This window comes from Sinomicrobium pectinilyticum (assembly GCF_003725735.1).
Taxonomy (GTDB): Bacteria; Bacteroidota; Bacteroidia; order Flavobacteriales; family Flavobacteriaceae; genus Sinomicrobium; species Sinomicrobium pectinilyticum.
Genome location: NZ_RJTM01000122.1, coordinates 24,424 through 50,072 on the forward strand (window position 1 = coordinate 24,424; position 25,649 = coordinate 50,072).

23 protein-coding genes are annotated in these 25,649 nt (G+C 44.7%); 8 read left to right on the top strand and 15 right to left on the bottom strand.

What is annotated here, in order from left to right; translation table 11 throughout:
* Window positions 1-90 precede the first annotated feature (90 nt).
* A complete protein-coding gene (locus tag ED312_RS18360; RefSeq protein ID WP_123217488.1) occupies window positions 91-1,476 on the bottom strand; it encodes a trypsin-like peptidase domain-containing protein in 1,386 nt (461 codons plus the stop codon).
* A 333-nt stretch (window positions 1,477-1,809) separates the two neighbouring features.
* Between ED312_RS18360 and dapF the strand changes: the two genes are divergently transcribed.
* The 4 genes from dapF to ED312_RS18385 all read left to right on the top strand — a co-directional run bounded on the left by dapF (window position 1,810) and on the right by ED312_RS18385 (window position 5,108).
* Window positions 1,810-2,589 carry a diaminopimelate epimerase gene (gene dapF, locus ED312_RS18370; protein WP_123217490.1) on the top strand — a complete coding sequence of 260 codons (780 nt, stop codon included), beginning with the start codon at window positions 1,810-1,812 and terminating at the stop codon, window positions 2,587-2,589.
* A gap of 54 nt (window positions 2,590-2,643) precedes the next feature.
* Window positions 2,644-3,171 carry a GNAT family N-acetyltransferase gene (locus ED312_RS18375; protein ID WP_123217491.1) on the top strand — a complete coding sequence of 176 codons (528 nt, stop codon included), beginning with the start codon at window positions 2,644-2,646 and terminating at the stop codon, window positions 3,169-3,171.
* 49 nt (window positions 3,172-3,220) lie between these two features.
* A complete protein-coding gene (mltG, locus tag ED312_RS18380; RefSeq protein WP_123217492.1) occupies window positions 3,221-4,264 on the top strand; it encodes an endolytic transglycosylase MltG in 1,044 nt (347 codons plus the stop codon).
* Window positions 4,265-4,481: 217 nt separating this feature from the next.
* Complete coding sequence (locus tag ED312_RS18385; protein ID WP_123217493.1) at window positions 4,482-5,108, top strand: peptidoglycan-binding protein LysM; 627 nt, start codon at window positions 4,482-4,484, stop codon at window positions 5,106-5,108.
* A gap of 302 nt (window positions 5,109-5,410) precedes the next feature.
* On the opposite strand, the gene ED312_RS18390 is transcribed toward ED312_RS18385, so the two are convergent.
* The 3 genes from ED312_RS18390 to dnaA form a co-directional block, all read right to left on the bottom strand.
* Window positions 5,411-6,136 carry an SAM-dependent methyltransferase gene (locus tag ED312_RS18390; RefSeq protein ID WP_123217494.1) on the bottom strand — a complete coding sequence of 242 codons (726 nt, stop codon included), beginning with the start codon at window positions 6,134-6,136 and terminating at the stop codon, window positions 5,411-5,413.
* Window positions 6,137-6,165: 29 nt separating this feature from the next.
* Window positions 6,166-6,624 (bottom strand): low molecular weight protein-tyrosine-phosphatase, encoded by a 459-nt coding sequence (locus tag ED312_RS18395; RefSeq protein ID WP_123217495.1) that lies wholly within the window; start codon window positions 6,622-6,624, stop codon window positions 6,166-6,168.
* Window positions 6,625-6,719: 95 nt separating this feature from the next.
* Window positions 6,720-8,147 (bottom strand): chromosomal replication initiator protein DnaA, encoded by a 1,428-nt coding sequence (dnaA, locus tag ED312_RS18400; RefSeq protein WP_123217496.1) that lies wholly within the window; start codon window positions 8,145-8,147, stop codon window positions 6,720-6,722.
* 204 nt (window positions 8,148-8,351) lie between these two features.
* On the opposite strand from dnaA, the gene ED312_RS18405 reads away from it, so the two are divergent.
* Window positions 8,352-8,765 carry an acyl-CoA thioesterase gene (locus ED312_RS18405; RefSeq protein WP_123217497.1) on the top strand — a complete coding sequence of 138 codons (414 nt, stop codon included), beginning with the start codon at window positions 8,352-8,354 and terminating at the stop codon, window positions 8,763-8,765.
* Here ED312_RS18405 and ED312_RS18410 read toward each other — a convergent pair.
* The 6 genes from ED312_RS18410 to ED312_RS18435 all read right to left on the bottom strand — a co-directional run bounded on the left by ED312_RS18410 (window position 8,762) and on the right by ED312_RS18435 (window position 14,916).
* Complete coding sequence (locus ED312_RS18410) at window positions 8,762-9,979, bottom strand: RsmB/NOP family class I SAM-dependent RNA methyltransferase (protein WP_123217498.1); 1,218 nt, start codon at window positions 9,977-9,979, stop codon at window positions 8,762-8,764. The genes ED312_RS18405 and ED312_RS18410 overlap by 4 nt on opposite strands.
* A gap of 150 nt (window positions 9,980-10,129) precedes the next feature.
* Window positions 10,130-10,837: an SDR family oxidoreductase gene (locus tag ED312_RS18415; RefSeq protein ID WP_123217499.1), complete on the bottom strand. Its 708-nt coding sequence runs from the start codon at window positions 10,835-10,837 to the stop codon at window positions 10,130-10,132.
* Between the two features lie 111 nt (window positions 10,838-10,948).
* Window positions 10,949-11,572 (bottom strand): DUF937 domain-containing protein, encoded by a 624-nt coding sequence (locus tag ED312_RS18420; protein ID WP_123217500.1) that lies wholly within the window; start codon window positions 11,570-11,572, stop codon window positions 10,949-10,951.
* Between the two features lie 95 nt (window positions 11,573-11,667).
* On the bottom strand, window positions 11,668-12,630 hold the full coding sequence (locus ED312_RS18425; protein ID WP_123217501.1) for a D-2-hydroxyacid dehydrogenase: 963 nt from the start codon (window positions 12,628-12,630) through the stop codon (window positions 11,668-11,670).
* Between the two features lie 67 nt (window positions 12,631-12,697).
* Window positions 12,698-13,765 (bottom strand): 3-phosphoserine/phosphohydroxythreonine transaminase, encoded by a 1,068-nt coding sequence (serC, locus tag ED312_RS18430; RefSeq protein WP_123217529.1) that lies wholly within the window; start codon window positions 13,763-13,765, stop codon window positions 12,698-12,700.
* Window positions 13,766-13,854: 89 nt separating this feature from the next.
* Window positions 13,855-14,916 carry an acyl-CoA reductase gene (locus tag ED312_RS18435; RefSeq protein WP_123217502.1) on the bottom strand — a complete coding sequence of 354 codons (1,062 nt, stop codon included), beginning with the start codon at window positions 14,914-14,916 and terminating at the stop codon, window positions 13,855-13,857.
* Between the two features lie 178 nt (window positions 14,917-15,094).
* Between ED312_RS18435 and ED312_RS18440 the strand changes: the two genes are divergently transcribed.
* Complete coding sequence (locus ED312_RS18440) at window positions 15,095-15,445, top strand: 4Fe-4S dicluster domain-containing protein (RefSeq protein WP_123217530.1); 351 nt, start codon at window positions 15,095-15,097, stop codon at window positions 15,443-15,445.
* Window positions 15,446-15,488: 43 nt separating this feature from the next.
* On the opposite strand, the gene ED312_RS18445 is transcribed toward ED312_RS18440, so the two are convergent.
* Entirely contained in the window at window positions 15,489-16,445 is a 957-nt protein-coding gene (locus ED312_RS18445) for a Fic family protein (protein WP_123217503.1), read from the bottom strand.
* 126 nt (window positions 16,446-16,571) lie between these two features.
* On the opposite strand from ED312_RS18445, the gene ED312_RS18450 reads away from it, so the two are divergent.
* Window positions 16,572-16,949: a hypothetical protein gene (locus ED312_RS18450; RefSeq protein WP_123217504.1), complete on the top strand. Its 378-nt coding sequence runs from the start codon at window positions 16,572-16,574 to the stop codon at window positions 16,947-16,949.
* A 69-nt stretch (window positions 16,950-17,018) separates the two neighbouring features.
* On the opposite strand, the gene ED312_RS18455 is transcribed toward ED312_RS18450, so the two are convergent.
* The 4 genes from ED312_RS18455 to ED312_RS18470 form a co-directional block, all read right to left on the bottom strand.
* The gene (locus ED312_RS18455; RefSeq protein ID WP_123217505.1) at window positions 17,019-19,832 is read right to left on the bottom strand and encodes an outer membrane beta-barrel protein; all 2,814 of its coding nucleotides are present in this window, start codon (window positions 19,830-19,832) and stop codon (window positions 17,019-17,021) included.
* Between the two features lie 234 nt (window positions 19,833-20,066).
* Entirely contained in the window at window positions 20,067-21,761 is a 1,695-nt protein-coding gene (gene ggt / locus ED312_RS18460) for a gamma-glutamyltransferase (protein WP_123217506.1), read from the bottom strand.
* Between the two features lie 33 nt (window positions 21,762-21,794).
* Entirely contained in the window at window positions 21,795-22,430 is a 636-nt protein-coding gene (locus tag ED312_RS18465) for an acyl carrier protein phosphodiesterase (RefSeq protein WP_123217507.1), read from the bottom strand.
* Window positions 22,431-22,539: 109 nt separating this feature from the next.
* A complete protein-coding gene (locus ED312_RS18470) occupies window positions 22,540-24,714 on the bottom strand; it encodes an endonuclease MutS2 (RefSeq protein ID WP_123217508.1) in 2,175 nt (724 codons plus the stop codon).
* Between the two features lie 342 nt (window positions 24,715-25,056).
* Between ED312_RS18470 and pyrR the strand changes: the two genes are divergently transcribed.
* The gene (pyrR, locus tag ED312_RS18475) at window positions 25,057-25,596 is read left to right on the top strand and encodes a bifunctional pyr operon transcriptional regulator/uracil phosphoribosyltransferase PyrR (protein ID WP_123217509.1); all 540 of its coding nucleotides are present in this window, start codon (window positions 25,057-25,059) and stop codon (window positions 25,594-25,596) included.
* The last annotated feature ends 53 nt before the right edge of the window (window positions 25,597-25,649 follow it).

The following is a 25,649-nucleotide window of genomic DNA, read 5'->3' on the forward strand; positions in this document are numbered from 1 at the left end:
AATAAGCCAGGTAAAATCAAAAAAAAATCCCGGATTCCATATACTGTGGTGGAATCCGGGATTGGAAATTAAGAGTTTAAAAGGTGGTTTCTAGAACAAATACCTTTCAGCTTCGCCGTTTTCGTTCAGGATAATCATAACGTTTCTTTCATTCGGATTGATCTCGGATGCAATCTGCTTAGCATCTTCAACATTTTGTATTTTCTTACTGTTTATCCCTACCAGTATTCTTCCTTCCAGATTAGCATTGTTCAGGTAAGGAGCGGTACGGGTAATTTTTACCCCTCCTTTGATACCGAATTTTTTCCTGTCCTTATCGGAAATGTTTTTTATCTGCATTCCCAGTTCGTTCAAGGTGTATGTATTGATCTTGCTCAGGGTCACCGGAATGGTTTTCATATCGCCTTCCCTGTCTATGGCAACTTTAATGATGTCACCGGGACGTTTGGAATTGAGGTACCCGGTAAGGTCGGCAAATTTGGTCACCTTAATATTATCCACACTTTTTATGACATCTCCTTCCCGGATTCCTGCTTTTTCCGCTCCAGACTCTTCTTCCACACCGGCTATATATAAACCTTCAATGTCATTAAGTCCCTTTTCCACAGCATAAGGGGCATTTTTCGGGAGTATGGATACCCCCAAAAGACCCTTTTGTACATTCCCGTATTCCAGCAGGTCTTCCACTACTTTTTTGGCAATATTACTCGGTACGGCAAAAGCATAACCGATATAGGTCCCGGTCCGGGATGTAATGGCGGTGTTGATACCTATCAGGTCGCCATTTGTGTTTACCAGGGCGCCTCCGCTGTTTCCCGGGTTTACCGCAGCGTCGGTCTGGATAAAGGACTGGCTGTTGCTGCCGCTGAGATCCCGCGATTTGGCACTGATAATACCTGCAGTTACGGTAGAAGTAAGGTTAAAAGGGTTTCCTACCGCAAGTACCCATTCCCCGACCCTGGCATTATTCGAATCCCCGAAAGCCAGATAAGGGAGTTTATCTTCCGTATCTACTTTAATAAGCGCTATATCCGTAGAAGGATCAGAACCTATAAGTTCGGCCGTATACGTTTTATTGTTATTGAGTGTTATGGATAACTCACTGGCCCCGTCAATAACGTGATTATTGGTAACAATATAACCATCGGGAGAGATGATAACCCCGGACCCGGTGCCGACCTGCGTACGTTCTCTGGCATTTCCGAAGAAAAGGTCCTGAAGGCTCATTGGCCCTCTGCTGGTTATTTTATTGGTGACATGCACCACGGCATGTATTGTCTTTTCCGCGGCCTCCGTAAAATCGGTAGCTTCCGCAGCTGCCAGCGGAGACGGGTGATAACTTGCTGTTACAAAATTGGGGGTATTGTCCTTATGCTCAACAATTAACGGGGATTTTTCGAAAAAAGCTTTATAAATCCCCAAAGTAAAAAGTCCTCCCAGGACAGATACCATAAGTAAACCGATAAATTTTTTCATAGGTTTAGGTTTTAATTTTATGATTTCTCAAATGTTGTTAAAAAATTTTTGTTTTTTGCCTCCCGGCATAAGAGAAGAGACTTCAGGATCTTCCCGGCCCTTGCCGGTTGTTTTGCAACGACACAAGGCTCTTTGCCGGAGTAATCAAGTGTTTTTCGTTCGTTTACCATACCGGGACAGATACCCCGGAACGGAAATTTAACATTCAAATTTAAGCGTTTATTATTTTAACATTTCAACTTTAACGGCAGTTTAACAAGCATATAATAACTGTTAAATTGTATATTTGCCATAATTGAAAAACGGTCGGACAGTCGACGTAAACCAGAACGAATGCACTTAATATTTCATAAATATCAGGGGACGGGAAACGATTTTGTGATGATCGATAACCGCCGGCAATACTTTCCCAAAAATGATACCAAACTGGTGGCCAGGCTTTGTGACCGAAAATTTGGCATAGGTGCTGACGGCCTCATACTCCTGGAGAATGACCGGGATGCCGATTTCAGGATGGTCTACTATAATGCGGACGGAGGAGAGAGTACCATGTGCGGTAATGGGGGCAGATGTATTGTAGCTTTTGCGGGTTTCCTGGGAATTGCCGGAGAGCAGACGGATTTTGTTGCGGTTGACGGAATGCACCACGCTGTTTTAAAAGAAGACAGGGTACGCCTGCAAATGTCTGATGTGGATATTATTGAGGTTTTTGACAATTACGTATTCCTCAATACCGGTTCCCCGCATCACGTACAGGAAATAAACGACATCGACAATTTTGATGTTAAGGCCAACGGGGAGAAATTGCGTTATGGCAAGTATGGCAAAGGCGGCAGTAATATTAATTTTGTCAGCCCGTCCGGAAATAATGTTTTCAGGGTAAGGACATATGAAAGGGGAGTGGAAGACGAGACCTTGTCCTGCGGAACGGGAGTTACCGCAGTGGCTATTGCCATGCACCGCACGGGTAAGGCAACGGGGAATACCGTAACACTGGATACTCCCGGAGGAAGACTTACCGTTTCTTTTGAAGAACGGGACGGGAAGTATACGAACGTACATCTCGAAGGCCCGGCAACGCGGGTGTTTCAGGGAGAAGTCGATGTGCTTTAGAAAAGATTCCTGAAAATCCCCGTGAACCATTTGTATTCAAATCGGAAGTAGATCATGATGACCCTTACCGGAAAAAAGATATTTTTAAGAGCCCTGGAACCCGAAGACCTCGATTTCCTGTACCTGCTGGAGAACGATGAAACGATATGGGAAGTAAGCGAGACACAGGTGCCGTATTCAAGGTATATCCTTAAAGAGTACCTTAAAAACAGTCATAAGGATATATACGAGGTAAAGCAGTTACGCATGGCAATAGCGGATTTTGATCAGAAACTCCTGGGATTTATAGACCTTTTCGATTTTTGTCCGAAGAACAAACGGGCCGGGGTAGGTATTGTAATACTGGAAACTTCCCAAAGGAACAGGGGTATCGGTACCGAAGCATTGCAACTGCTTACGGATTATGCTTTTGCTCACCTGGGAGTCCACCAGCTATATGCCAATATAGCAGTAGATAATACCGCCAGTATTAAATTGTTCTCCAATCTCGGTTTTAAGGAAGTGGGAGTAAAGAAAGACTGGAATTTTACCGGGGGAGTGTTCAAAGACGAAATTTTATATCAGAAAATCAATAATTCATAAGTAAAACCGGAGCACAGGCCTCCGGTAGTGTCCAAACGAGAATATCCATATGTATATACGAAAGATAATAGTTGCTGTTTTACTCCTTGGTGTAGTTCTGGGCCTGGTATTTGTATATCGCATCTATACAGCTATTTTCGCCCCTAATACCGGCTTTAATAACGATGAAGCTTATGTCTACGTTTCTACCGGGGCAAACTTTTCGGAAGTCAGGGAACAGCTGGAACCTTTGCTGAAAAATATCCGGACTTTTGAGAAAGTGGCCGAGAGAAAAGGATATGTAGCCAATCCCAGGGCTGGAAAGTATGTCATAAAAAAGGGCATGAGTAATAACGATATTGTGAATACCCTTCGAAGCAGGAACACACCGGTGAACGTGTCTTTTAACAACCAGGAAACCCTGGAGAAACTTGCCGGAAGAATAGCAGCACAGATAGAAGCCGATAGCGTGGAGTTGGTAGACACATTCCGGGACACGGTTTTTCTGGACAGTCTTCGGCTGACGGAAGACCAGGCATTGGGACTTTACATTCCCAATAGCTACGAATTTTTCTGGGATACTTCGGCAAAAGAGTTCAGGCAAAGGATGGTAAAAGAGTACGACAGGTTCTGGAACGAGGAACGCCTGGCCAGGGCCAGGGCACAAAACCTCTCTCGCAAAGATGTGATCACTCTGGCCTCCATTGTGCAGAAAGAAACAGCCAGGGCTGATGAAAGACCAAGAGTGGCCGGTGTATACCTGAACAGGCTCCGCAGTAACATACTGCTACAGGCAGATCCCACGGTGATCTATGCACTTAAGAGGCATACCGGGGATTATGACACTATCATAAAAAGAGTATTATATAAGGATCTGGAAATAGATTCGCCATACAATACCTATAAATATGCCGGATTACCACCGGGCCCCATTGCCATGCCCGATATATCTTCAATAGATGCGGTCCTCAACCCGGAAAAACACGATTATTATTATTTCGTAGCAGACATAAACCAACCCGGATATCACAAATTTTCCAAAACACTGACACAGCATAATGTCAATAAAAGGGAATATGTGAACTGGTTGAACAGGCAAAAGGTGCATCGATAAAAAAAGCTCCGGGTTATGGAATTTTATTGTATATTTAGAACAATAAAATGCTGAAAAAGGGAAAATGAATTTTCAGATTAATTTAACACTTTGATTTTCAGATTAATAAAAAATTTGTATATTTGCACCCGCTAATTTCGAGCGGGGATTTGGTCACTTTTACAGTGACGATCCGGAATTTAATCCGGCCTTGTAAGTCTCGAAGAAATAAAATTCGATGGGAAAGAATATACTGAAATATTCTGTTTTAATTATTCTTTTGACCTTTATTAGTTTAGGGTTTACGTCAACGAAGAAAGTGAAGATCAGTAACAGGTACAAAGTAAACGGACCGTTATTGTCTACCGTTCCTACCGCAGACGAACCACTGAGTACAATCAATCCGCCCTTTCTGGGAAAATCCTTTGTGGGCTTTAAAGAAGCTTTAGGCTTCAAAGAATCCAGGGGAAATTATTTTATTACCAATCATCTGGGATACATGGGGAAATACCAGTTCGGAACTTCTACCCTGAAACTTATAGGAATACATAATTCTTCAGATTTCCTGAATGATCCCGAATTGCAAGAGCGTGCTTTTATAGCCAATACGGCAAGAAATAAATGGGTGCTTCGAAGGGATATACGGCGATGTGTAGGAAAAAATATAGGAGGTGTTTATGTTACGGAGTCAGGAATTCTGGCGGCCGCACACCTGGCGGGACCGGGGAATGTAAAAACCTATCTGCGTTCAGGTGGAGCAAGGGGATTTAAGGATGCCAATGGAGCTTCGATCCGGTACTATATGAAAAAATTCTCCGGTTACGATACTTCATATATCCATCCTGACAGGAGAGCTAGGATTTAATTAATTATGGTTAAACATACGTTTCCAGGACCCCGGCCGTAAAAGGCCGGGGTTTTGGTTTTTAAGCGGGTAAGCCGATAGTAAACAAATAAAGGCTGTCGGATATGTGGTGAGCCCGGCATGCGGAATGTCCTTTGGCACTTTCGGAAAATAAGAGGGCAGGAGCTGTAAACCTGTAAAACTCTTTTTCCGGAGACCAAAAGATAACAGAATTGTATAAGTAACAACTCAATTCCCCTTAAAAGATTTCCCGGCCCTCGCTCTGGTTTAAAAAAAACTGCTTTTGTTGTATGTTCGGGAATCTAACGGGCATGAATGATAAAGATACACGGCCTTTTATGCAGGATTTCCGTATTTTTTCTCCATGCTTTGGCTGTTCTGGTCCGGATAAACTCCGTAGAAAGTGTAATATCACAGGCTACACATATCTGTGTATCGTGTTTCAGGGTAGAGGAGAGGTCGGCCAGTAGTTGTTCGTTGCGGTAGGGAGTTTCGATAAAAATCTGGGATTGCTGTAATTCGGACGAGCGTTTTTCCAGCTTTCTGATCTCCTGCTTCCTTTCTGATTTGTCTATAGGGAGATACCCGTTAAAAGCGAAACTCTGTCCGTTCATACCGCTGGCCATAAGGGCGAGGAATATGGAGGAAGGGCCAACCATGGGGACGACAGTTATTCCTTTTTCATGAGCAATGGCAACAACATCGGCACCGGGATCTGCAATACCCGGGCATCCCGCCTCGGATATAACCCCTATGTTTATACCCTCTGTGCAGGGAAATAAAAAATCGGGGATGTCCTCGGGGGCCGTGTGTTTGTTCAGTAACTGTATGTGTAGTTGGCTTTGCTGTTTTTCCGGGCAGATACTTTTTATGAATCGCCGTGCCGTTTTTTCGTTTTCAACAATGTAATAGTCAATTTCTTCAATAATCTTTTTAACGGACAAAGGAAGTACATGCAGGGGGGCCTGATCCCCCAGTGTGGTGGGTATCAGAAATACGTTGCCGGATGTATTGTTTTCTTGTTTCAAGCTATGGTGTATGAGAAAAATGTGTGCAATTATTCCTTCAGTTCGTTTACCAGCACATCACAGGCACGGTCCAGCATATTGAAAACATCCCGGAAGCCCTGTGCCCCGCCGTAATAGGGGTCGGGAACATCCATATCTTCCCCCGGGTATATCAGGTTGAGGATAAGGTCTACTTTCTTTTTGTCCTGCAAATTTCTCGCCAGGTTTACAACATGCTGGTAATTGGAGTTGTCCATGACATAAATCCTGTCAAAATCGTCAAAATCGGAAACCAGGAATTTCCTGCATTTCTGGTGGCTTATATCGATGTTGTTTTTCCTGGCAATATCTACAGACCTGGGATCGGGAGATTCCCCGATATGATAACCGGCGGTACCGGCCGAATCCACCACGATGATCCCGTCCGGAATTTTGGAACGCAGAATACCTTCCGCGAGAGGGGACCTGCATATGTTGCCCAGGCATACCATGAGTATTTTGGTTTTCATGCTGAAATAAACAATTGTGAGATCTGACTTAGGATTGCAAGATAGAAATTAATAAACAATAAAAAGGGGAGGGGTAGTTTTATGTAAATTTTTCTCTATTGCGAGAGTTTTTTGGTGAGGTCTTCAAGATGTTTCCGGAATTGTTTGTCCGTCTCTGCCAGATTGTCCACAGTTTTGCAGGCATGCAATACGGTGGCATGATCGCGTTTGCCTATCTGTGAACCGATGCTGGCCAGGGATGCCTTGGTGAATTTTTTGGCAAAGAACATGGCGAGTTGCCTGGCCTGTACAATATGCCTTTTCCTGGTCTTGGACTGTAAAGTAGCCACATCCATCTGGAAGTAGTCCGATACGACCTTCTGGATATAATCGATAGAAACTTCCCGTTTGGTATTCTTGACGAACTTTTCTACGATCTGGGTAGCGAGTTCTATAGTTACTTCTCTCTTGTTAAAGGAAGACTGTGCTATGAGTGAAATGATAGCACCTTCCAGTTCCCGTACATTGGACTTGATGTTCTTTGCGACATACTCGATGATATCCTCGGGCATGTCCACACCGTCCCGGTAGAGTTTGTTTTTCAGAATGGATATCCTGGTTTCGTAATCCGGGGTCTGGAGTTCTGCGGAAAGGCCCCATTTAAAACGGGACAGGAGCCGTTGTTCTATATCTTGCATGTCTACCGGGGCTTTATCCGAAGTAAGGATAACCTGTTTTCCGTTCTGATGCAGGTGATTGAAGATGTGAAAGAACACGTCCTGTGTACCGGACTTACCGGAAAAGAATTGTACGTCATCGATAATCAGTACATCGATGAGCTGATAAAAATGAATAAAGTCGTTACGCGTATTCTTTTTAACGGATTCTATATATTGTTGTGTAAATTTCTCTGCGGAAATGTACAAGACAGTCTTTTCGGGATATTTGTCCTTGATGTCCACACCGATAGCATGGGCAAGGTGGGTTTTTCCGAGGCCTACACCACCGAATATAAGAAGAGGGTTAAACGAAGTCCCTCCCGGTTTGTTAGCCACGGCAAGTCCGGCGGACCTGGCAAGACGATTGGAATCACCTTCCAGGAAATTATCGAAATTATAATTCGGATTTAACTGGGATTCTATTTTGATGTTCCGTATCCCGGGTATGACGAACGGATTTTTAAGTTCGGGGTTTTTGTGCTTTACCGGGACATCCAGTTCCTGTGGTTGTAAATTGGACCTGTTACTGCTGGGTATCTTTTCGGTAAAAGGGCGCTGGTTACCATAGGTGTTTTCCATTTTAATAATGTACACCAGTTTGGCACTTTCTCCCAGTTCCTTTGTAAGGGCAACTTTCAGCAGTTTTACGTAATGCTCTTCCAGCCATTCGTAAAAAAACTTACTCGGAACTTGGATACTCAGGGCGTTATCGGTAAGTTTGACAGCTTTTATGGGGTCAAACCAGGTTTTGTAAGCTTGGGGCTGAATGTTATCTTTTATAAATGATAGACAATTGTCCCATACCGATTGCGCAGTCAAATTCATTACCTCGTATAATTTATTCAGTTAGATTAGTGATTATGAAGAAGATTGAAAATACTATATCTTCCCGCCTTAGGTTGAACAAATATGTGAACAAAAAATTGAAAAAAAAAATGAAATAGAGGTTGAATTTTTAGTTTTTTTTTCGCATGCTTGTTAACAATAATGTTACGTTTTCTTAACACCTAAAATATACGACAAATTTTTATGAAAACACATGAAATTCCGATAAGAATTCGCTATGGTGAAACAGACCAGATGGGCGTGGTCTATCACGGAAACTACGCGCAGTTTATGGAAATAGGAAGAGTAGAATGGCTTAGGAATATCGGGGTTTCCTACAGGTCTATGGAGGAGAGCGGTATCATGCTCCCGGTCATTGCTCTCCATCTCGAATTTAAAAAACCGGCAAAGTATGACGACCTTATACGGGTGTCCACAACCCTTGTAAAAATGCCGGGGGTAAAGATTGAATTCGACTACAAAATATGTAATGAAGAAGGGGAGGTTTTAACACTCGGGAACACCGTTCTCGCTTTCATCGATATGAAGACCGGGAAGCCGGTGAAATGCCCCGGTTATATCCTGGAAAAAATTAAAAGTATGGAAGATTCCCTTTAACTGTTTTTTTTGTGTAAAAGGGCCATGTAAAAACCGTCGAACCCGGAAACGGACGCGAGGACGTTACGGTCCTTTTCCAGTTGGAACTGTTTACCGCCTTCACTGCGGAGAAAAGCATCCACCTGCTCCCTGTTTTCGGATGGAAGTACGGAACAGGTCGCGTAAACAAGTTTACCGCCGGGTTTAACCATTTTTGAATAGCTTTGAAGGACCTCCTGCTGTGTTTTCTTGATGTTTTCCACAAATTCAGGCTGTAATTTCCATTTCGCATCCGGATTTCTGCGCAACACGCCGAGTCCGCTGCATGGAGCGTCTATCAATACCCTGTCTGCTTTGTCGTAGAGTTTTTTTATCGTTTTGTTATTTTCGATGATCCTGTATTCTATGTTAAAGACCCCGTTTCTTTTAGCCCGGGTTTTCAGTTGCTTCATTTTGCTTTCGTACAGGTCCATGGCGATGATCTGTCCTTTGTTCTGCATCAGGGAAGCCATATGAAGGGTTTTTCCTCCTGCCCCGGCACAGGCATCTACTACGCGCATTCCCGGTTGTACGTCCAGTAACGGAACTACCAGCTGGGAAGAGGCGTCCTGAACTTCAAAAAGTCCTTCCCGGAAAGCGTCGGTAAGGAAAACATTGGCCCGTTCTTCGAGCACAAGCGCATCCGGATAACCTTTCAGGGTTTTGGCCTGTATCTTCTGTTCAGCCAGAATGGCCTGCAGTTTTTTTACGTTGGTTTTGAGGGTATTTACCCTGAGTACCACCTCGGCCTGCTTGTTTTGTGCAGCAATTTCTTTTTCCCAGACAACTTCTCCGAGTTCGCGGACTCCTGTTTCATCTATCCAGTCGGGAATCGATTCCCGGAATTTCCGTATTGCGGAGAGTTCCTCAAAACGTCCTTTAATACGCCGGGAAGGAGTCCCTTCCAACTGTTTCCATTCCGGAAGCCTGTGCCCGCGAAGAACGGCCCAGACCGCAAACATACGCCAGAAATTATCCCGGTTGAACGGTTCTTTTACCCCGGAAATCTCCGCATAAAAACGTTTCCAGCGAACTATATCATAAATGGTTTCAGCGACAAACCTCCTGTCACTGCTTCCCCAGCGCTTGTCTTTTTTCAAGGCTTTTGCCACAACCTTATCGGCATATTCCCCTTGGTTGAAAATAAAATCAAGAGAATCAATGACGGTAAAAACCAGGTTTCTGTGCAGTCGCATAGGTGAAAAAAATTAGGGGGCAAAGATATTAAGATAATCGGGATTAATGGCCCTGTAAAGCAGATTTCCGGCAAAATACCTCAAAAAACAGTATAATGGCCGGAAATATGTTTATTCTGCCACAGAGGATATGCCTCCGGCCTTATTATTTTAATTTGCGGAAGTTTTGCTCGGGCGTACTTCTATTTTACTGGGTAAGGTACGTGCCGGTATTTTAAGGAGGTCGGCAACCATTTGCCCTATATCTTCCGGTTGTATCTTCCACGCATCGGAAGCGCCCGGGTTATTACCGTTAAAGTACGTAGCTACGGAGCCCGGCATTATAGTGGTTACTTTCACATTATACGGGCGGAGATCGAGCATAATGGCCTGGGAAAAGCCCACAAGCCCGAATTTACTCGCATTATAAGCAGCTCCCTTTGCAAAGAAATTGGTTCCGGCAAGACTGGCGATAGTAATGATATACCCTTTACTTTTCTTTAGTTCCGGAACGGCGGCCTTAACCGTGTTGAAAACACCTGTAAGATTGGTGTTTATGGTCGTGTTCCAGTCATCGGCAGATAATTCGTCTATAGGGGCAAAAACGCCTATTCCGGCGTTGGCGATGACTACGTCAAGCTGACCCCAGGTGTCGGTGACCTGTTTTATGGCGGCCTGTTCGGAGCGGTAATCCGTTACATCGGATTCGATGACCAGGTAAGACTCCTTGTTATCTGAAATACTTTGCATGGCCGTTTCCCCGCGTTTTTTGTCCCGGCAGCTAACGGCTACTTTCATTCCTTCTTTCAGGAGGGCTTCCGCTATTCCGAGCCCTATGCCTTTGGAACCTCCTGTTATATATGCTGTTTTGTTTTTCATGTTATGTCTTATGTATTTGATGATATACGGAATAAGCAGATAGTTATCTCCTTATAAAAAAATCACCTTACAAAGGTATTGCAAGGTGATTTTTTTACTGTTAAGAATATGTTATTTACCGAAAAGGCCACCCAGAAGTCCGCCTCTTTTTTTGTTGCCCAGGGCCATGCCGGCGATATCGTCGATAACACTGCCGTCTCCGTCAGAATCGAGCAGGGAAGTAACGAGGCTCTGATTGTCGGAAGACTGATTTCCCATCAGGTTGCCCAGTAGGCCGGACAGTCCGTCTGTGGAGCTTACGTTCTGTTGACGCGCCTGCTGTCCGAGATATCCCATGAGTATGGGGGCGGCAATTTTAATGATCTTGCTCACTACGCTTGCACTGACACCGGATTTCTGGCTGATGGCATTTTCTACGGTAGATTGTTTGTTACCAAGAATATGGCTGAGGATACCGGCGCCATCCTGTTCATCTTCCTCATTGACCCCTCCACCGAAGAAGCCACCGAGGTTATCGAGAATGCCTCCGGCATGTTTACTTCCGGAAAGAGCTCCAAGCAAGCCCGCTGCTCCTTCCGGAGAAGATGCATTCTTTTGCATGGCGCCCATTAATACGGGCAATGCCATACTCAAAACACTGCTGGTCTCCTGTTGCGAAGTGCCTGCTTCACCGCTCACCCCGTTTATGATCTGCTTGCCCAGATCGCTGTTAAGTAAATCTGTTATACCTGCCATTTTTGTAGTTTTAAGGTTTAAGAAAACCCTAATTTACAAAAAAGTCCTCTCACATTGTGTGAGAAGACCTTAATAAATTACTTAAAATTCGATAATTATACCGTTTCTGACTTTAAAATGCTTATTATTTGCTGCGCCAGCTCCGTTCCTATCCTGTCCTGTGCTTCTTTGGTTGCAGCCCCGATGTGTGGAGTAAGGGAGATCTTAGGGTGCATGAGTATCTTAACAGCCGGAGTAGGCTCGTTCTCAAAAACATCCAGTCCTGCAAAGGCTACTTTTCCGCTGTCCAGGGCATTTACAAGCTCTACCTCATCAATGATCCCGCCCCTGGAAGCATTAATAATGGCCACACCGTCTTTCATTATTTCCAGTTCCTTTTTCCCGATAACATATTCTTTCTGGGCCGGAACATGCAGGGTAATGAAGTCCGATTGCCTGTAAACTTCATCCAGTGGTTGTGTTTTGATCTTCACTTTAACGAACTGCCCGTCAAAGAAGTCAACAACAACATCAACCTTGTCTACGAACGTATCGGCAGCTATAACTTTCATTCCCACGCCCAAAGCTATTTTGGCGACTTCAATACCAATACGTCCGAGGCCTACGATCCCCAGTGTTTTACCACGGAGTTCTATTCCGCCGGCATACGCTTTTTTCAATTGGGCGAATTTAGTCTCTCCTTCAAGAGGCATATTTCTGTTGGCATCATACAAAAATCGTACACCTCCGTAAAGATGGGCGAATACCAACTCCGCTACTGATTGGGAAGAGGAGGCAGGGGTGTTGATAACGCTGAGCCCTTTGGAACGCGCATATTCTACGTCAATATTGTCCATACCTACACCCCCGCGGCCTATAACCTTAATACTGCTGCAGGCGTCAATAATATCTTTTCTTACCTTGGTCGCAGAACGGACAAGGATCACATCTATCTGGTTTTCGTTGATATACGGAATAAGCTGCTCCTGGGCCACTTTGGTAGTGATTACCTCAAAACCTCCTTTTTCCAGGGCCTCAACTCCACTTTTTGAAATTCCGTCATTAGCTAATACTTTCATGTCTCTGTTTTTTGATATGTTCCCGGAAGGGGAACCGAATTATTATGGGTTGTTGCTATATGTTGCGTTATCCGACTTTTTTCTCCAGTTCCTGCATGGTTTCCACGAGTACTTTAGCGCTTTCCACCGAAAGGGCATTGTACATGGAAGCACGGTATCCGCCGACACTTCTGTGACCGTTGAGCCCATTGATGCCCGCTCCTTTCCATAAGGCATCGAAAGCTTCCTTATGTGCTTCATCTGTCAGGTTGAAGGTCACATTCATTGAACTTCTGTCTTCCGTAGCTGCAAAACCTTTGAACAGCGGGTTCCGGTCTATTTCGTTATATACCAGCGAAGCCTTTTCTTCATTGATCTTTTCAATAGCGGCAATACCACCGAGGTCTTTCAGCCATTGCAGGGTAAGCATGGATACGTATACGGCAAATACCGCGGGTGTGTTGAACATACTGTCTTTATCGAGGTGGACTTTATAGTCCAGCATGGAAGGGATGGAACGCGACACTTTTCCCAGGATGTCTTCTTTGATAACAACAAGAGTGGTCCCTGCCGGTCCCATGTTCTTCTGGGCGCCTGCATAGATGAGGCCGAACTTGGAGAAATCCAGTTGCCTGGAAAAAATATCCGAGCTCATATCGCAAACCAGCGGCACGTTTGTTTCCGGGAAATCCTTTATCTGGGTACCGAAAATGGTGTTGTTACTGGTACAGTGAAAATAATCCGCATCTGCGGGAATGGAGTATCCCTTGGGGATGTAATTGAAATTGGCATCTTTCGAGGAAGCTACTTCTACTACCTCTCCCAGAACTTTAGCTTCCTTTATGGCCTTGCTGCTCCACGTACCGGTGTTCAGGTAAGCTGCTTTTTTTTCGAGGAGGTTATAGGGAACCATCAAAAACTCCAGGCTTGCACCTCCCTGGAGAAATAGAGCTTTATACCCTTTTCCTTCCAGCCCCAGCAGTTCTATGGCCAGGGAACGGGCGTTCTCCATGACATCTATAAAATCTTTACTCCTGTGGGATATTTCTATTAATGAAAGGTCCAAACCATTGAAATTAATAACTGCTTCTGAGGCTTTTTTCAATACCTCCTGCGGAAGCACACAGGGACCTGCGCTAAAATTGTGTTTTTTCATCATGTGGATTTGACAATGTTGTGTTGAATGTTCTATGCAAAAATGCTAAAATTACGAGGAAAAACAGTTATAAAAACGATAAATATTTGTTATATTCTTAACAGGAATTCAACCGTATTTACACCGTCCGCATAATCCCATAATTCCGGTTTTTGTGTCTTTCCGAAAGCCACTTCACCGGGAGTAAAATCACTGGCCACAATACATTGTATTTTTTCGGAATCTTTGGTCAATTTCTCTCTTAAGCCGTCCGCGCTTTTATATGTTTCATAGAAAAGGGTGGCAATGGGAGAAGCATAGCTTTCATCTTCCTTCAGCATTAAAAACCCATTTTCCCGGAGTTTATAAAGGCTCATCAGGTAAACCGCTTTGTTGTAGTCGTAGTTATTGGCGTATTTGGGTATTTCTATAATGTCCCTGAAGGGATATACGGCCCCGAAAAACCTGTCGAAATCATAATTTTCCGGGACAAATAGTTTGGAGACATTCCTGCAACCGAGGCCGAAATAACGGAAGATGTCTTCTCCCAGCGCAGCGAGCTGCGCATCGGTTTCTTTTCCTGTAAGAACGGCCACGGAATTCCTGTTCCTGCGAATGATATTGGGCTTTTTTCCGAAATAATATTCGAAGTACCTGGATGTGTTGTCACTGCCGGTGGCAATAACAGCATCGAATGCTTCCAGTTTGTCTTCGGTAAATGTTATCCTGCTTTTCAAGGAAGGTTCCGCATATTGCAGGTATTTGGCCAGGTAGGGGAGCAGGTGCCGGTCGTTTGAGGATTGCTTGACGATAACGGAATGTCCGCAGAGAAGTACGCTCATAAAATCGTGAAAACCTACCAGCGGAATATTACCCGCCATAATCACTGCCACTTTTCGGGAAGATGCGGGTTGAACGCGGTAATCAGAAAGCCATTGCAAAAGGTTCTCCTTCGTGAGGGCAAGGGACCATTGGTCGAGGGCGAATGCCAGGTTTTCTTTGGTGAACCATCCGTTGCTTTCTTCCGCCAGTTTCAACTGGTGCCTGAAACCCTCATAAAACAGCTCATTGTGTAAAATGCCTTCCTTTTTGCTGTGTTGTATCTCACGGAACTGCCCGAGAAATTCTCCTAATTTAACAAAAGCCTCTATGTTTTTTTGCAGTGGATGCATAGTCGTAAGAATAATTTTTTTAAAAGAAAATATCAAAAAACAGGCGTATTCAGGAACTTATAGCGGGTTTTGAATTTCTTCCGGAAAAACAAAGACAATGAAAAGTCTAGTTTTTTTGTATAGAATTCCTTTTCGCCTTATTTTTGCTGGACAAAGTTACACGAAAAAGGAAGAAATCATGGCAATTATCATAACAGATGAATGTATAAATTGTGGCGCTTGCGAACCTGAGTGCCCGAATACGGCTATTTATGAGGGTGCGGATGACTGGAGGTACAGTGATGGCACATCGCTGACGGGTGATGTTGTTTTGCCAAACGGAAAGTCTGTAAACGCCGATGAAGCGCAGGAACCCGTTTCCGACGAGATATATTATATTGTTCCGGACAAATGTACGGAGTGTAAAGGATTTCACGAAGAACCACAGTGTGCCGCGGTATGCCCGGTAGACTGCTGTGTTCCGGATGACGATCATGTGGAAACGGAAGAAGAACTGTTAGGAAAACAGCAATTTATGCACCCGGAATAGCGGGAATGTGTAAAGGAAATATAAAAACGCTGATCTTTACGGGTCAGCGTTTTCTTTTTCTGTTGGTCATGTAATCTTCTATGGCTTCTTTGGTGGTGAGCCAGTTCCTGCCTTCCTTATAGGCATCTATTTTTCCCTGGCGTGCCAGTAAACTGATATATTCCTGCCCGTAAGGCAAACTCTCTTCTTCTACGAGATTGGAAATCTCCTTGTACTCATAATCACTTCCCGGAAGTGCGCTTATGTAAATATTCAGGGTGCGTTCCAGTGCCTGGGATATAAGGAGTATTAATTTATGGTAATTGCCCCGGTTGGCCTGGTTGAGTGCTTCGTAATATTTTTTTCTGTCATTTTTCAGGATAATGGCAGGGGGGAAGCCTTTTCGCATGAGCAAAAGGTTCATGGCAAGACGCACGGTCCTGCCGTTACCATCAAAGAACGGATGTATCCAGACAAATTTATGATGGAACACGGTAGCCAGTTCGATATCGTTCAGGCCGGCAGGATTATTTTGAACGAAATCTATGAGTTCGTCCAGAAGGCCTGATACTTTCTTGGCATTCGGCGGTGTGAAATTGGCTCCTGAAATACGTACGCCACCATTGCGGAGACGCCCGGCAAATTCATCTTCTATACTTCGCAGGATATATCCGTGGAGGGAAAGAATGTCGGAACTTTTCAGGGCGTACGTCGTGTTTTCTACCAATGTATACAAATGGTGTATGGCACTCTCGTGGTTTTTGGCCTCGAAGTGTTCGCGGAGCGATTTGCCCTTGATGGTGATCCCTTCCTGTAAGACCATTTGTGTCTCTCTCAGGCTTAAGGTGTTCCCTTCAATACTGTTGGAATTGTAAGTCCATTCGATCATAAGGCTCTCCTTTATTTTCCGGAGGGCAATGGCGGGCAGGGGGCGTTGATTTTTCAATACTTCCTTTTTATCCAGAAGCCTGTCAAAAACACCCTGTAAATCATTGTGGTATGTCGTATCTATCTCCCACACACCACAAAGTTATAAAATCGTTTGGATTAAAAAAATATTTTATCCGATATTAAGAAATCGTTACCCGTATATTTTTCCGGATGTTTTACCTTATATTTGAGATACCAAATCTTAAATTTTTATATCATGAAAAAACATGCTTTTTACGGGATATTTTTTTTGGCCCTTTTCTTTTCACATGCCGGATTTTCTTCCGGTTTTCCCTCTGCTTATGTGTTTTCTCCGGTTGTTACCGGCAACACGATTGAGGTCCGCATAACCTATGTCGACATTCATGGCAACCCGGCACAGGGGAATGTTATGGTGAGTGGTCTTTATGCCGTTGACCAGGACTCGGGAGAGACTTATTACGCGGACAGGGAGGGGATTTTTCAAATCCCGGAAGGAACTTATCGCTTTGACGCGGAACGTACCGGTCCCTGGGAGGGCATTGTGCCGAAAGTGGAGACGATAGTGGCAGGAGAACCTTATGTTGTGGTGGAACTTACCCATTGGTACGAGTAGATACCGGAAGTAAAAAAGGCCGTGTTGCTTAAAAAAACACGGCCCTGATATTTTTGCGACGGGAATACATTAAAAACCGCGGAACCTACCGCCGCCTCGTCTTCGTCTTCCTCCGGGGCCTTCAGGCCCGCCTTTTCCACCGAACTTGTCCAGTTTACAGCTCAGAGAGAACATCACGTATCGCTTTAATACGGTGTTTTCCACATCCTGTATATAAGAATCCGTAATAGTCCGCATGGTGCCCACATTCTGGTCCAGGAGATCGTATACCTTTACCTTGAACGTCATCTTGTCTTTCATGAAATTATACCCGATACTGCTGTTCCAGAGCCAGAAAGATTTCCGGAACCCGTCTGCGATGTTGGAATTGTAAGTGTATCCGAAATCATTCCCGAAAACAATATTTTTCGGCCAGTAAGATGTGGTCAGTATTTTGAAAGTATGGCGGAAATTCGACGTTTTGTCAATGCTGTAATTGGTATACCTGGATTCGTTGTAATTAAAATTATAGCTCGGTTCTACGGTGAGCAACTCCCCGTATTCCCAGGTAAACGAACCGGAAGGGCTGATAGATATATTATGGGCCTTGAAATTTTCGTTATTGGTAATACCCCGGTTCATGGAAAGGTTGGCATTTAAGCCGAGATTGTATTTGAAGATGTGTTCCTCTTTCTTCCTGGAAGTGTTCCAGTTCATTCCCAGTATTCCGCTGTAGGTGCCGTTCAGGTTCTGGTATGTGGTGGTCCTTTTGAAGTTTTCGTCAAAAGTGGTAACATTTACTATTTTGTTCTCGTCATAACTTATGTTTCCGTATGCGAAAAAACCTGTTCTTTTGGCAAAGTCGTAATTGTTGTAGTTAAAGTAAACGGAATGGCCCCTGGTGGGATCCAGGTCCGGGTTCCCTATGGTGGTATTCAGGGGGTTGGAAAGGTCTTCCACCGGCAGGAGTTGCGTGGCCGAAGGGAGGTTAACCCTGTAGTTATAATTGACAAACAGCGATTTTCCCTTGGACATTTCATATCGCAGGTTAGCGCGTACGGAGGGATAAATATATTGTTCCTTCAGCTTCGTATGTTCTCCCAGGTAGATGGAGGAGTTGTCGTAATCGGTAATATTTGTCCCCAGGTTGAGCCGTCCCTGGAGTTTGCTTTTGCGCATCCGCAATCCTATGGAAGGACTAACGGTATTCCTTTGGGATTCGGTGTAATTAGACAACGGATCGTTCCGGTCGGTATAATCTCCGGTAGCCTCCTGAAAATTGAACGTCTCCCTGCTGGAGGTAGACTTATCGGTGTCGTAGCCTATTCCCCCGGTAAGGCTCAGAGAGTCGGTAATGGGCTCGGTATATCTGAGGTTCAGGGAATAATTGTCTGTTTTGTTTTCATTGATTTCCTTCTGGTCGCGAATATCGTCAGGGTCATCATTCTGGTAAAATACGGTTGAGGACCGGTTGATCCCTTCCGAATCATTGGAGGAATTGTTGTTCCCGAACCGGAAATTCATATATCGCCCTTTTTTGCTGAATCGTCGCACGATAAAGAGGTCTGACCGGAAGCTTTCCCTGTTCGCCGAACTGTTGTTGACCGATTCGCTTTCGTTGAGCAGGTCTCCGTTTTCATCTACGGAAAACTGGGTTTGACTGGAACTGAAGTCTGAATCGGTTTTATTCAGGGTAGGAGAGAACCCTATGGTGGTCAGGGAGTCCAGTTCGTATTCGAGATTGGCATTGAAACTATGGTCCCTCGAGTCGTTGACGGTTGTATTTTCTGAGTTGGAGGTAAATTCTCCTTCCGGGGTAAGGTTTATTTGTTCCGTCCGGTTGTCATTTTCCCTGTTGGTCTGGGTGTAGAAATAACTCGCATCTGTCTCCAGTTTGTCCTTAAAGAAGTCATCGGCGAAGGTCAGCCCCCCCAGATGCGAAGTAGTTATCCCGGAGCCTGTGGAGCCAAAGGACACACCATTGACATTTATTCCTCCCTGGCCATTGCCCCAGACATTTCTTCCGCCTCCCATGGCATCGAATATTTCATCCATGGAAAAACCGATGCTGTTAATGTTGTTGCTCCCGCCCAGGACACTTATTCTTTGTCCTTCATTGAAATAATTTAAAAAGAGGTTTGCCTCATAGCGGTCGTCCGTCCCGTAACCTCCTGTCGCCCGGCCGAAATACCCTTTGTTCTTACCCTGTTTTATGGTGAGGTTAATGGTCTTCTCATCGGAACTGGCATCTTCACCGGAGAGTTCTTCTTCCTTGGTCTTGGTGTCCGAAACCTGGATTTTCTCTATGAGATCCGAAGGCAGGTTTTTAGTGGCGATCTGGCCGTCGTTCCCGAAAAAGGGTTTGCCGTCCACCAGTACCTTGCTTACTTCTTTGCCGTTTACCGTGATCTTTCCGTCGGTACCTACTTCTACTCCGGGGAGTTGTTTCAGTAAGGTTTCTACGTTGGAATCGGGACGTACTTTAAAGGAAGCCGCATTGAATTCCAGCGTATCCTTCTTCACCTGTATCGGCGGGGCTTCTCCCTGTACCACGACTTCGGCGAGTTCATCTGCGCTTTCCTGTAATTCGATAATACCGAGGTCAAGGGGATCATTAAGGGCCTCTATCGATCTGGAATATTGCTGGTAACCGATAAAAGAAACTTTGATATAGGTCGGTTCGTCGGTTTTCCGGACCTCCAGTGAGAAAGAACCGGAGCGGTTGCTTATGGTATAATCCAGTACCGTGGAATCTTTCTGGGAAGACAGGTAAACGGTGGCAGATTCCAGGGGTGACTGATCCAGGGCGTCGACAACCCTTCCTTTGATTTCTACGGTGTTCTGGGAAAATAAAAGTGAGGTCCACAGCAGCACTATGGAGGTGAGTAGGGATCGGTAATACATTCTACGGCATCTGTTGGTTATAAAAAAGCTATATTACTGGTATTATTAGATTTTTCCTATTGTGTTATAATATTTTAATACAATTTAACAGAAGTTTAATGGCTCGGTATCCGGGCATTTAGACCATTAAAGAGAAGATTGGTTTAAAAGAGGAAAAGATTTTTTTCCGTCTTTTAAACTGGAAGGTATGTCTTTTTCTTCTGAAGGAAAAAACAGGAGGGGAGGCTGTGACCGTTAATAACCGGCAGCGGCATCGTCCCCTCTTTTATCGGCGCCGCCTTCCAGTTTTCCGTCAGGAAGGACAAGAATAGCGTCAACTTTACCGAGTATGGGGGTACGGTCTTCGTTAATGAAGTATCCTTTTTGTTTCAGGCTGTCCAGTATTTCCGGGGAGAAAGCACCGGGTTCAAAGGTAATGGTATCAGGTAACCATTGATGGTGAAACCTGGGAGCGTTTACCGCTTCCTGCATTCCCATATCGTATTCGTATACATTGAGGATGGTTTGCAGCACCGATGTTATAATGGTCGAACCTCCCGGCGTACCTACTACCATCCACAGTTTTCCTTCTTTTTCCACAATGGTCGGGGTCATGGAGCTTAGCATACGTTTTTCCGGGGCTATACTGTTGGCTTCGGCACCGGTGAGTCCGAACATATTGGGTACGCCGGGTTTGGCACTGAAATCGTCCATCTCATTATTGAGAAAGAACCCCAGTTCATCACTGTAGAGTTTGGAACCGTAGGCACCGTTCAACGTAGTTGTTACCGAAACAGCATTACCGTAGGCATCTACTATGGAATAATGCGTGGTTTCATTACTTTCTGCCATCTGTATTTTACCATGGGATATATCTGAAGATTTTGTGGCCCTGTCAAAAGAAAAATCCTGCATCCGCTTACGCAGGTAACGTTCGTTTAGCAGTATATTTTGAGGGATATCCGTAAAATCCGGGTCTCCGAGGAAATAGTTTCTGTCTGCATAAGCTCTTCGTTCGGCTTCGGTAATCACCTGTATGCTTTTTACCGAATTATGTCCGTATTCATCCAGGGGATAAGGTGCTATCATCTGCATGATCTGTGCCAGCGTTATGCCTCCGCTGCTTGGGGGAGACATGGAAATTACCTTGAGGTCCCTGTAATTGAAAATTACCGGTATCCGCCACTTGGCATTATAACCGGCCAGGTCTTCCTCGGTTATAATACCTCCTTTACTTTGGATGAAGGCAGCGAGTTTACGGGCAGTTTCACCACGGTAGAAACCGTCTTTTCCCTCTTTTTGTATGCGTTTCAACGTTTGAGCCAGGACAGGGTATTTTATAGTATCGCCTTTGCGGAAAGGGGTAGCGAATAATGTACTGTCCCCGTTTACTTCTATGAAGAGATTGCGGTTGCTTTCCAGCCGTTTTTCCTGTTTTTCCGTAACTACAACTCCTTTTTCCGCAAGGGTTATGACCGGTTCCAGGACTTCATGGAAAGAGAGTAAGCCCAGTTTTCTGTGGGCTTCGAAAATACCGGCTACTGTTCCCGGCACACCTATGGCCATTGCACCGAGCGTGCTTTTTCCCGGGACCACATTGCCCAGGCTGTCCAGGTACATGTCTTTATGGGCGGCAAGAGGGGCTTTCTCGCGGTAATCGAGGGCACCTATTTCCCCATCCGCCTTGCGATATACCATAAAACCGCCGCCGCCGAGATTGCCGGCAAAAGGATAGGCAACGGCAAGTGCAAGTTCCGTAGCGGCCATGGCATCAAAGGCATTTCCTCCTTTTTTCAGGATATCAATACCAATGGCGGAGGCTTCTTTCCGGGCAGATACGACCATGGCCTGATCCGTAATAAGCCCCGAAGAAGAGTTCTTGGTCTTACAACTGTTTATAAAAAGGAAGATACCTAGAAGGCAAATGAAGATTCTGGAGTGTGTGCTCATTGTTTAATTAAGTTTTTCGTTCAACGGGTTTTCTTATTCTTCACACTCTTTTCCCTGTTTCCGTCCACCCATACCCGTTTTTATACCGGCTTCCCGGATTTTTGCCTTTGTAAATATAAACAACTCTTCAAAAAAGGCGGTAAACTCTTTTTCAAAGGACGTATAGTGTTCCCGAAGGTCGTTTATTGCGAGATGCATACCGGATTTATATGCGGTCCTCCGATTCAGCTGTGTAAGTGCCTTATCCAGGCCTTCCAGGGAAGCATAGCTTACCAGCCAGTTGTCTTTTACCATGTGAGGGATCATGTTCAGCGTTCTTTCCGGTAGCAGGTTACGGTGCCTCTGTAGCATCCGGTAAAAATTTTCCGCAAAGACATTCAGAGGAATATCGGAATAGCGTTTCCAGTTGGCAGCCAGGAAATGATCGTAATACATATCCACGATGACGCCGCTGTAGTGACTGTAATTGGTATGGAGCCTTTTGGTGCTTTGCCTTACCAGAGGATGGTGATCGGTATAGAAATCAATCTCCCGGTGAAGTAATATTCCCTGTTGTATACGCTCCGGGAACGCCTGGTATTTCTTTCCCTTGATACCATCGGCAATGAAATTCCCGATCTGTATAAACTCGTCTTCACCGGACAGATAAATATGTGCTAGAAAATTCATTTTCCGAATATACGAAAAAAGCTTTCCCTGTTCCTGGCGGAAATCCTTTTTTTGGATAGGGGCCCGGGGCTCATGGAATAAGGTGCCGGGCCATCCCCTGTATGGCTCCCTATTTTTTCATAGCCTGTACCAGTTCCAGCTGGTCAAGGCTTACATTGGTCGTGAAAAGCCCATAATTTACCACTGCCTTGTTCTTTTCTATAGTTTCTATGCTTCCTACCGCTTTTCCTTCGAGCATACGTACCCTGTCGCCGATTTTCAATACCGGTTTCGGTTTGTTTTTTTCCTGCCGGACAGCCTCTTTTTTCTCTTCTTTTTTCTTTTCACGGATAACCTCTGCTTTTTTCTCCATTTCCCTGGCTACCTGCTCCTTTTTTATTTTTTCCTTTTTCTTTTCCTTAGGGGCCTTGGGTTTCCGTTTGCTGTTCTCGGTTTCCACGATCTTCAGGAATTCGGAGATCAGGGGGCGTTTTTTCTTATCCGTAAAATATTTTTCGGCAATGTCATTGATCTTGTTACCGAGGTATATCATTCGCTGGTTATGGTCAAACAGTTGCTGGTAACTTTCCAGTTTGGACTGTATCCTTTCGTTCAGGGATTCGAGGCGTGTGGCTTCTTCACGGGCCTTTACTTCTTCGTCCTTCAATTGCCGGGAGGTCTTTTCCATACGATTGCGTTCCTTTTGCAGCTTGGCAATAGTAGCATCAAACCGTACTTTTCCACGTTCTATCTTCTTTTTGGCCCGGTTTATCAGGCTGTACGGAATACCGTTCTTCTGGGCGACTTCAAAAGTAAAAGAACTTCCCGCTTCCCCGACGATAAGGCGGAATACGGGCTCCAGGCTCTTACTGTCAAAAAGCATATTGGCGTTGGAAGCGTATGGCAGTTCATTGGCCAGCATTTTCAGGTTGGCGTAATGCGTGGTAATAATACCGAAAGCTTCGCGGTGGTAGAACTCTTCCAGGAAAGTTTCGGCCAGTGCCCCGCCCAGTTCCGGATCACTACCGGTACCGAACTCATCGATCAGGAACAAGGTTTGCGAGTTGCATTTCCGCAGGAAAAAGTTCATGTTCTTCAGCCGGTAACTATATGTACTCAAATGATTCTCGATAGATTGATTATCTCCTATATCCGTCAGTATCCTGTCGAAGAGACACATTTCACTCCTGGGGTGCACGGGTACGAGCATGCCGCTTTGCAGCATTACCTGTAACAGCCCCACGGTTTTCAGGGTTATACTTTTCCCTCCGGCGTTAGGCCCGGAAATCACGATGATCCTGTTATCCTGTTTCAGCGAAATGGTTTGTGGATAGGTCTTTTCTCCTTTTCTCTTATTGGTAAGGTAAAGGAGGGGGTGAAAGGCATCGATCAGGTTCATGGTCTTTTCCCCGGTGATTTCCGGGAGAACGGCATTCATCTCCGCGGCGTATTTTGCCTTTGCCGCAATGACGTCCGTCGCAGCGAGAAAGTCCTGGTAATCCTGTAACAGGGGGGCATAAGGACGAAGAAAGTCGGTAAGCGCTTTGAGTATCCTTTTTATTTCCTCTTTTTCCTCGTATTCCAGGTTGTTCAGTTCCCTGGAATATTTTAGCGTAGTATCCGGTTCTATATAGACAATACTGCCAGTCTTGGAGCTTCCCATGATAGCACCTTTTACCCTTTTACGGTACATGGCCTTTACAGCCAGGACCCTGCGGTTTTCCACTACGGTTTCGCGGATGTCGTCGAGGTACCCGGCCGAATTGCAGGATTGAAGGGCACTGAGGAAACTCTGGTTTATTTTTCCCCGGACCTCGTTTATGGATTTACGGATTGCGGATAATGTTTCTGAAGCATCGTCTTTAATTTCCCCGAAGCGGTCAATAATATTGTTTATTTCCTGCACGATAGCCGTGGTGTATTCTACCTCGTTTGCCATTTCATGCAGGGTGGGATAGTATTCCTTGAACTTCCGGAAAAAGAGGATATGGACGTTTACCGTACCGGATATTCCTGTTATTTTCTTAAAGCCGCCGAGTTCTATAAGTGTATTCTCTATTCCCAGTAATTTGATCTCCTGTGAAATACTGTCAAAATAGTGGCCCGGGATGCTGTTGTTATTATCAAAAGAAGCCACGTATTCCGAAGTTTGCTTCAGGGCGGCAAAGAGTCTTTCTTTTTGGGTATAGGGTAGTATTTGCAGCGCCTTTTCTTTACCGGGTTCCGTAGAGCACAGTTCTTCTACCTGGGAGAGTACGGTAGAAAATTCCAGGTCTTGCAGGGTTTTATGATGGATTTGATGCATAGGTGTTTTTACTGTTGTACCAAAATTAAGTTACAAAGATAAGCAGTATGCCTGAAGTATGCACTCCGGAAGGGGAAAGGAGGTTACAAGTTGCAGATTACAAGTAACAAGTAGCGATTCTGGCCTCTAAACTTAAACTATTTTGGATGTATGAATTTAGTATTTGTAATCACACATCCGTCTGTAACCTGCAACTTGTAACCTGTAATTTATAACCATTTTAACCCCCTCATTCCAATAAAGTTCTGTTTTGTTTTTTCCGGAGCATTGTAAATAAATACCCCGCTCGGAGATAAGTTCGGCAGAAATACGTATTTTTACGGGCGAAATACGTTGGAAAACATGAGTCAAAGAGTTCTGCTTTCTTCCAAAGAAATCCACATTATTCTGCATCGGTTGGCCTGCCAGCTAATTGAAAATCATCTCGATTTTAAAGATACGGTACTGATAGGTATACAACCCCGGGGAAAGTTTCTCGCCGACAGGCTTATTCAGATCCTTCAGGAAGAATATCACGTTAAAGACATACAACTGGGTTACCTGGACATCACATTCTACAGGGATGATTTTCGCCGGGGAGACAAGCCTTTGGAAGCCAACAGGACACAGATAGATTTTCTCGTGGAAGATAAGAAAGTGGTGTTTATAGATGATGTACTGTACACGGGAAGAAGCATCAGGGCAGCCCTTACGGCCATACAGTCTTTCGGAAGGCCCGCAGAAATAGAATTACTGACCCTTATAGACAGAAGGTTCAGCAGGCACCTGCCTATACAGCCCGATTACAGAGGGCGACAGGTAGATGCCATAAATAAGGAAAAAGTAAAGGTAATGTGGAAAGAGAATGAAGGAGAAGATGTCATATACCTGATAGGTAACTGACACAACGCACAGGACTTTTGTTTGCCATTCGGAGCAGCAACAACCTGATTCGA

Coding starts and splice junctions, on each gene's coding strand:
- ED312_RS18360 (WP_123217488.1), bottom strand. CDS start 1,476: ATGAAAAAATTTATCGGTTTACTTATGGTATCTGTCCTGGGAGGACTT.
- dapF (WP_123217490.1), top strand. CDS start 1,810: ATGCACTTAATATTTCATAAATATCAGGGGACGGGAAACGATTTTGTG.
- ED312_RS18375 (WP_123217491.1), top strand. CDS start 2,644: ATGATGACCCTTACCGGAAAAAAGATATTTTTAAGAGCCCTGGAACCC.
- mltG (WP_123217492.1), top strand. CDS start 3,221: ATGTATATACGAAAGATAATAGTTGCTGTTTTACTCCTTGGTGTAGTT.
- ED312_RS18385 (WP_123217493.1), top strand. CDS start 4,482: ATGGGAAAGAATATACTGAAATATTCTGTTTTAATTATTCTTTTGACC.
- ED312_RS18395 (WP_123217495.1), bottom strand. CDS start 6,624: ATGAAAACCAAAATACTCATGGTATGCCTGGGCAACATATGCAGGTCC.
- dnaA (WP_123217496.1), bottom strand. CDS start 8,147: ATGAATTTGACTGCGCAATCGGTATGGGACAATTGTCTATCATTTATA.
- ED312_RS18405 (WP_123217497.1), top strand. CDS start 8,352: ATGAAAACACATGAAATTCCGATAAGAATTCGCTATGGTGAAACAGAC.
- ED312_RS18410 (WP_123217498.1), bottom strand. CDS start 9,979: ATGCGACTGCACAGAAACCTGGTTTTTACCGTCATTGATTCTCTTGAT.
- ED312_RS18415 (WP_123217499.1), bottom strand. CDS start 10,837: ATGAAAAACAAAACAGCATATATAACAGGAGGTTCCAAAGGCATAGGG.
- ED312_RS18420 (WP_123217500.1), bottom strand. CDS start 11,572: ATGGCAGGTATAACAGATTTACTTAACAGCGATCTGGGCAAGCAGATC.
- ED312_RS18425 (WP_123217501.1), bottom strand. CDS start 12,630: ATGAAAGTATTAGCTAATGACGGAATTTCAAAAAGTGGAGTTGAGGCC.
- serC (WP_123217529.1), bottom strand. CDS start 13,765: ATGAAAAAACACAATTTTAGCGCAGGTCCCTGTGTGCTTCCGCAGGAG.
- ED312_RS18435 (WP_123217502.1), bottom strand. CDS start 14,916: ATGCATCCACTGCAAAAAAACATAGAGGCTTTTGTTAAATTAGGAGAA.
- ED312_RS18440 (WP_123217530.1), top strand. CDS start 15,095: ATGGCAATTATCATAACAGATGAATGTATAAATTGTGGCGCTTGCGAA.
- ED312_RS18450 (WP_123217504.1), top strand. CDS start 16,572: ATGAAAAAACATGCTTTTTACGGGATATTTTTTTTGGCCCTTTTCTTT.
- ED312_RS18455 (WP_123217505.1), bottom strand. CDS start 19,832: ATGTATTACCGATCCCTACTCACCTCCATAGTGCTGCTGTGGACCTCA.
- ggt (WP_123217506.1), bottom strand. CDS start 21,761: ATGAGCACACACTCCAGAATCTTCATTTGCCTTCTAGGTATCTTCCTT.
- ED312_RS18465 (WP_123217507.1), bottom strand. CDS start 22,430: ATGAATTTTCTAGCACATATTTATCTGTCCGGTGAAGACGAGTTTATA.
- ED312_RS18470 (WP_123217508.1), bottom strand. CDS start 24,714: ATGCATCAAATCCATCATAAAACCCTGCAAGACCTGGAATTTTCTACC.
- pyrR (WP_123217509.1), top strand. CDS start 25,057: ATGAGTCAAAGAGTTCTGCTTTCTTCCAAAGAAATCCACATTATTCTG.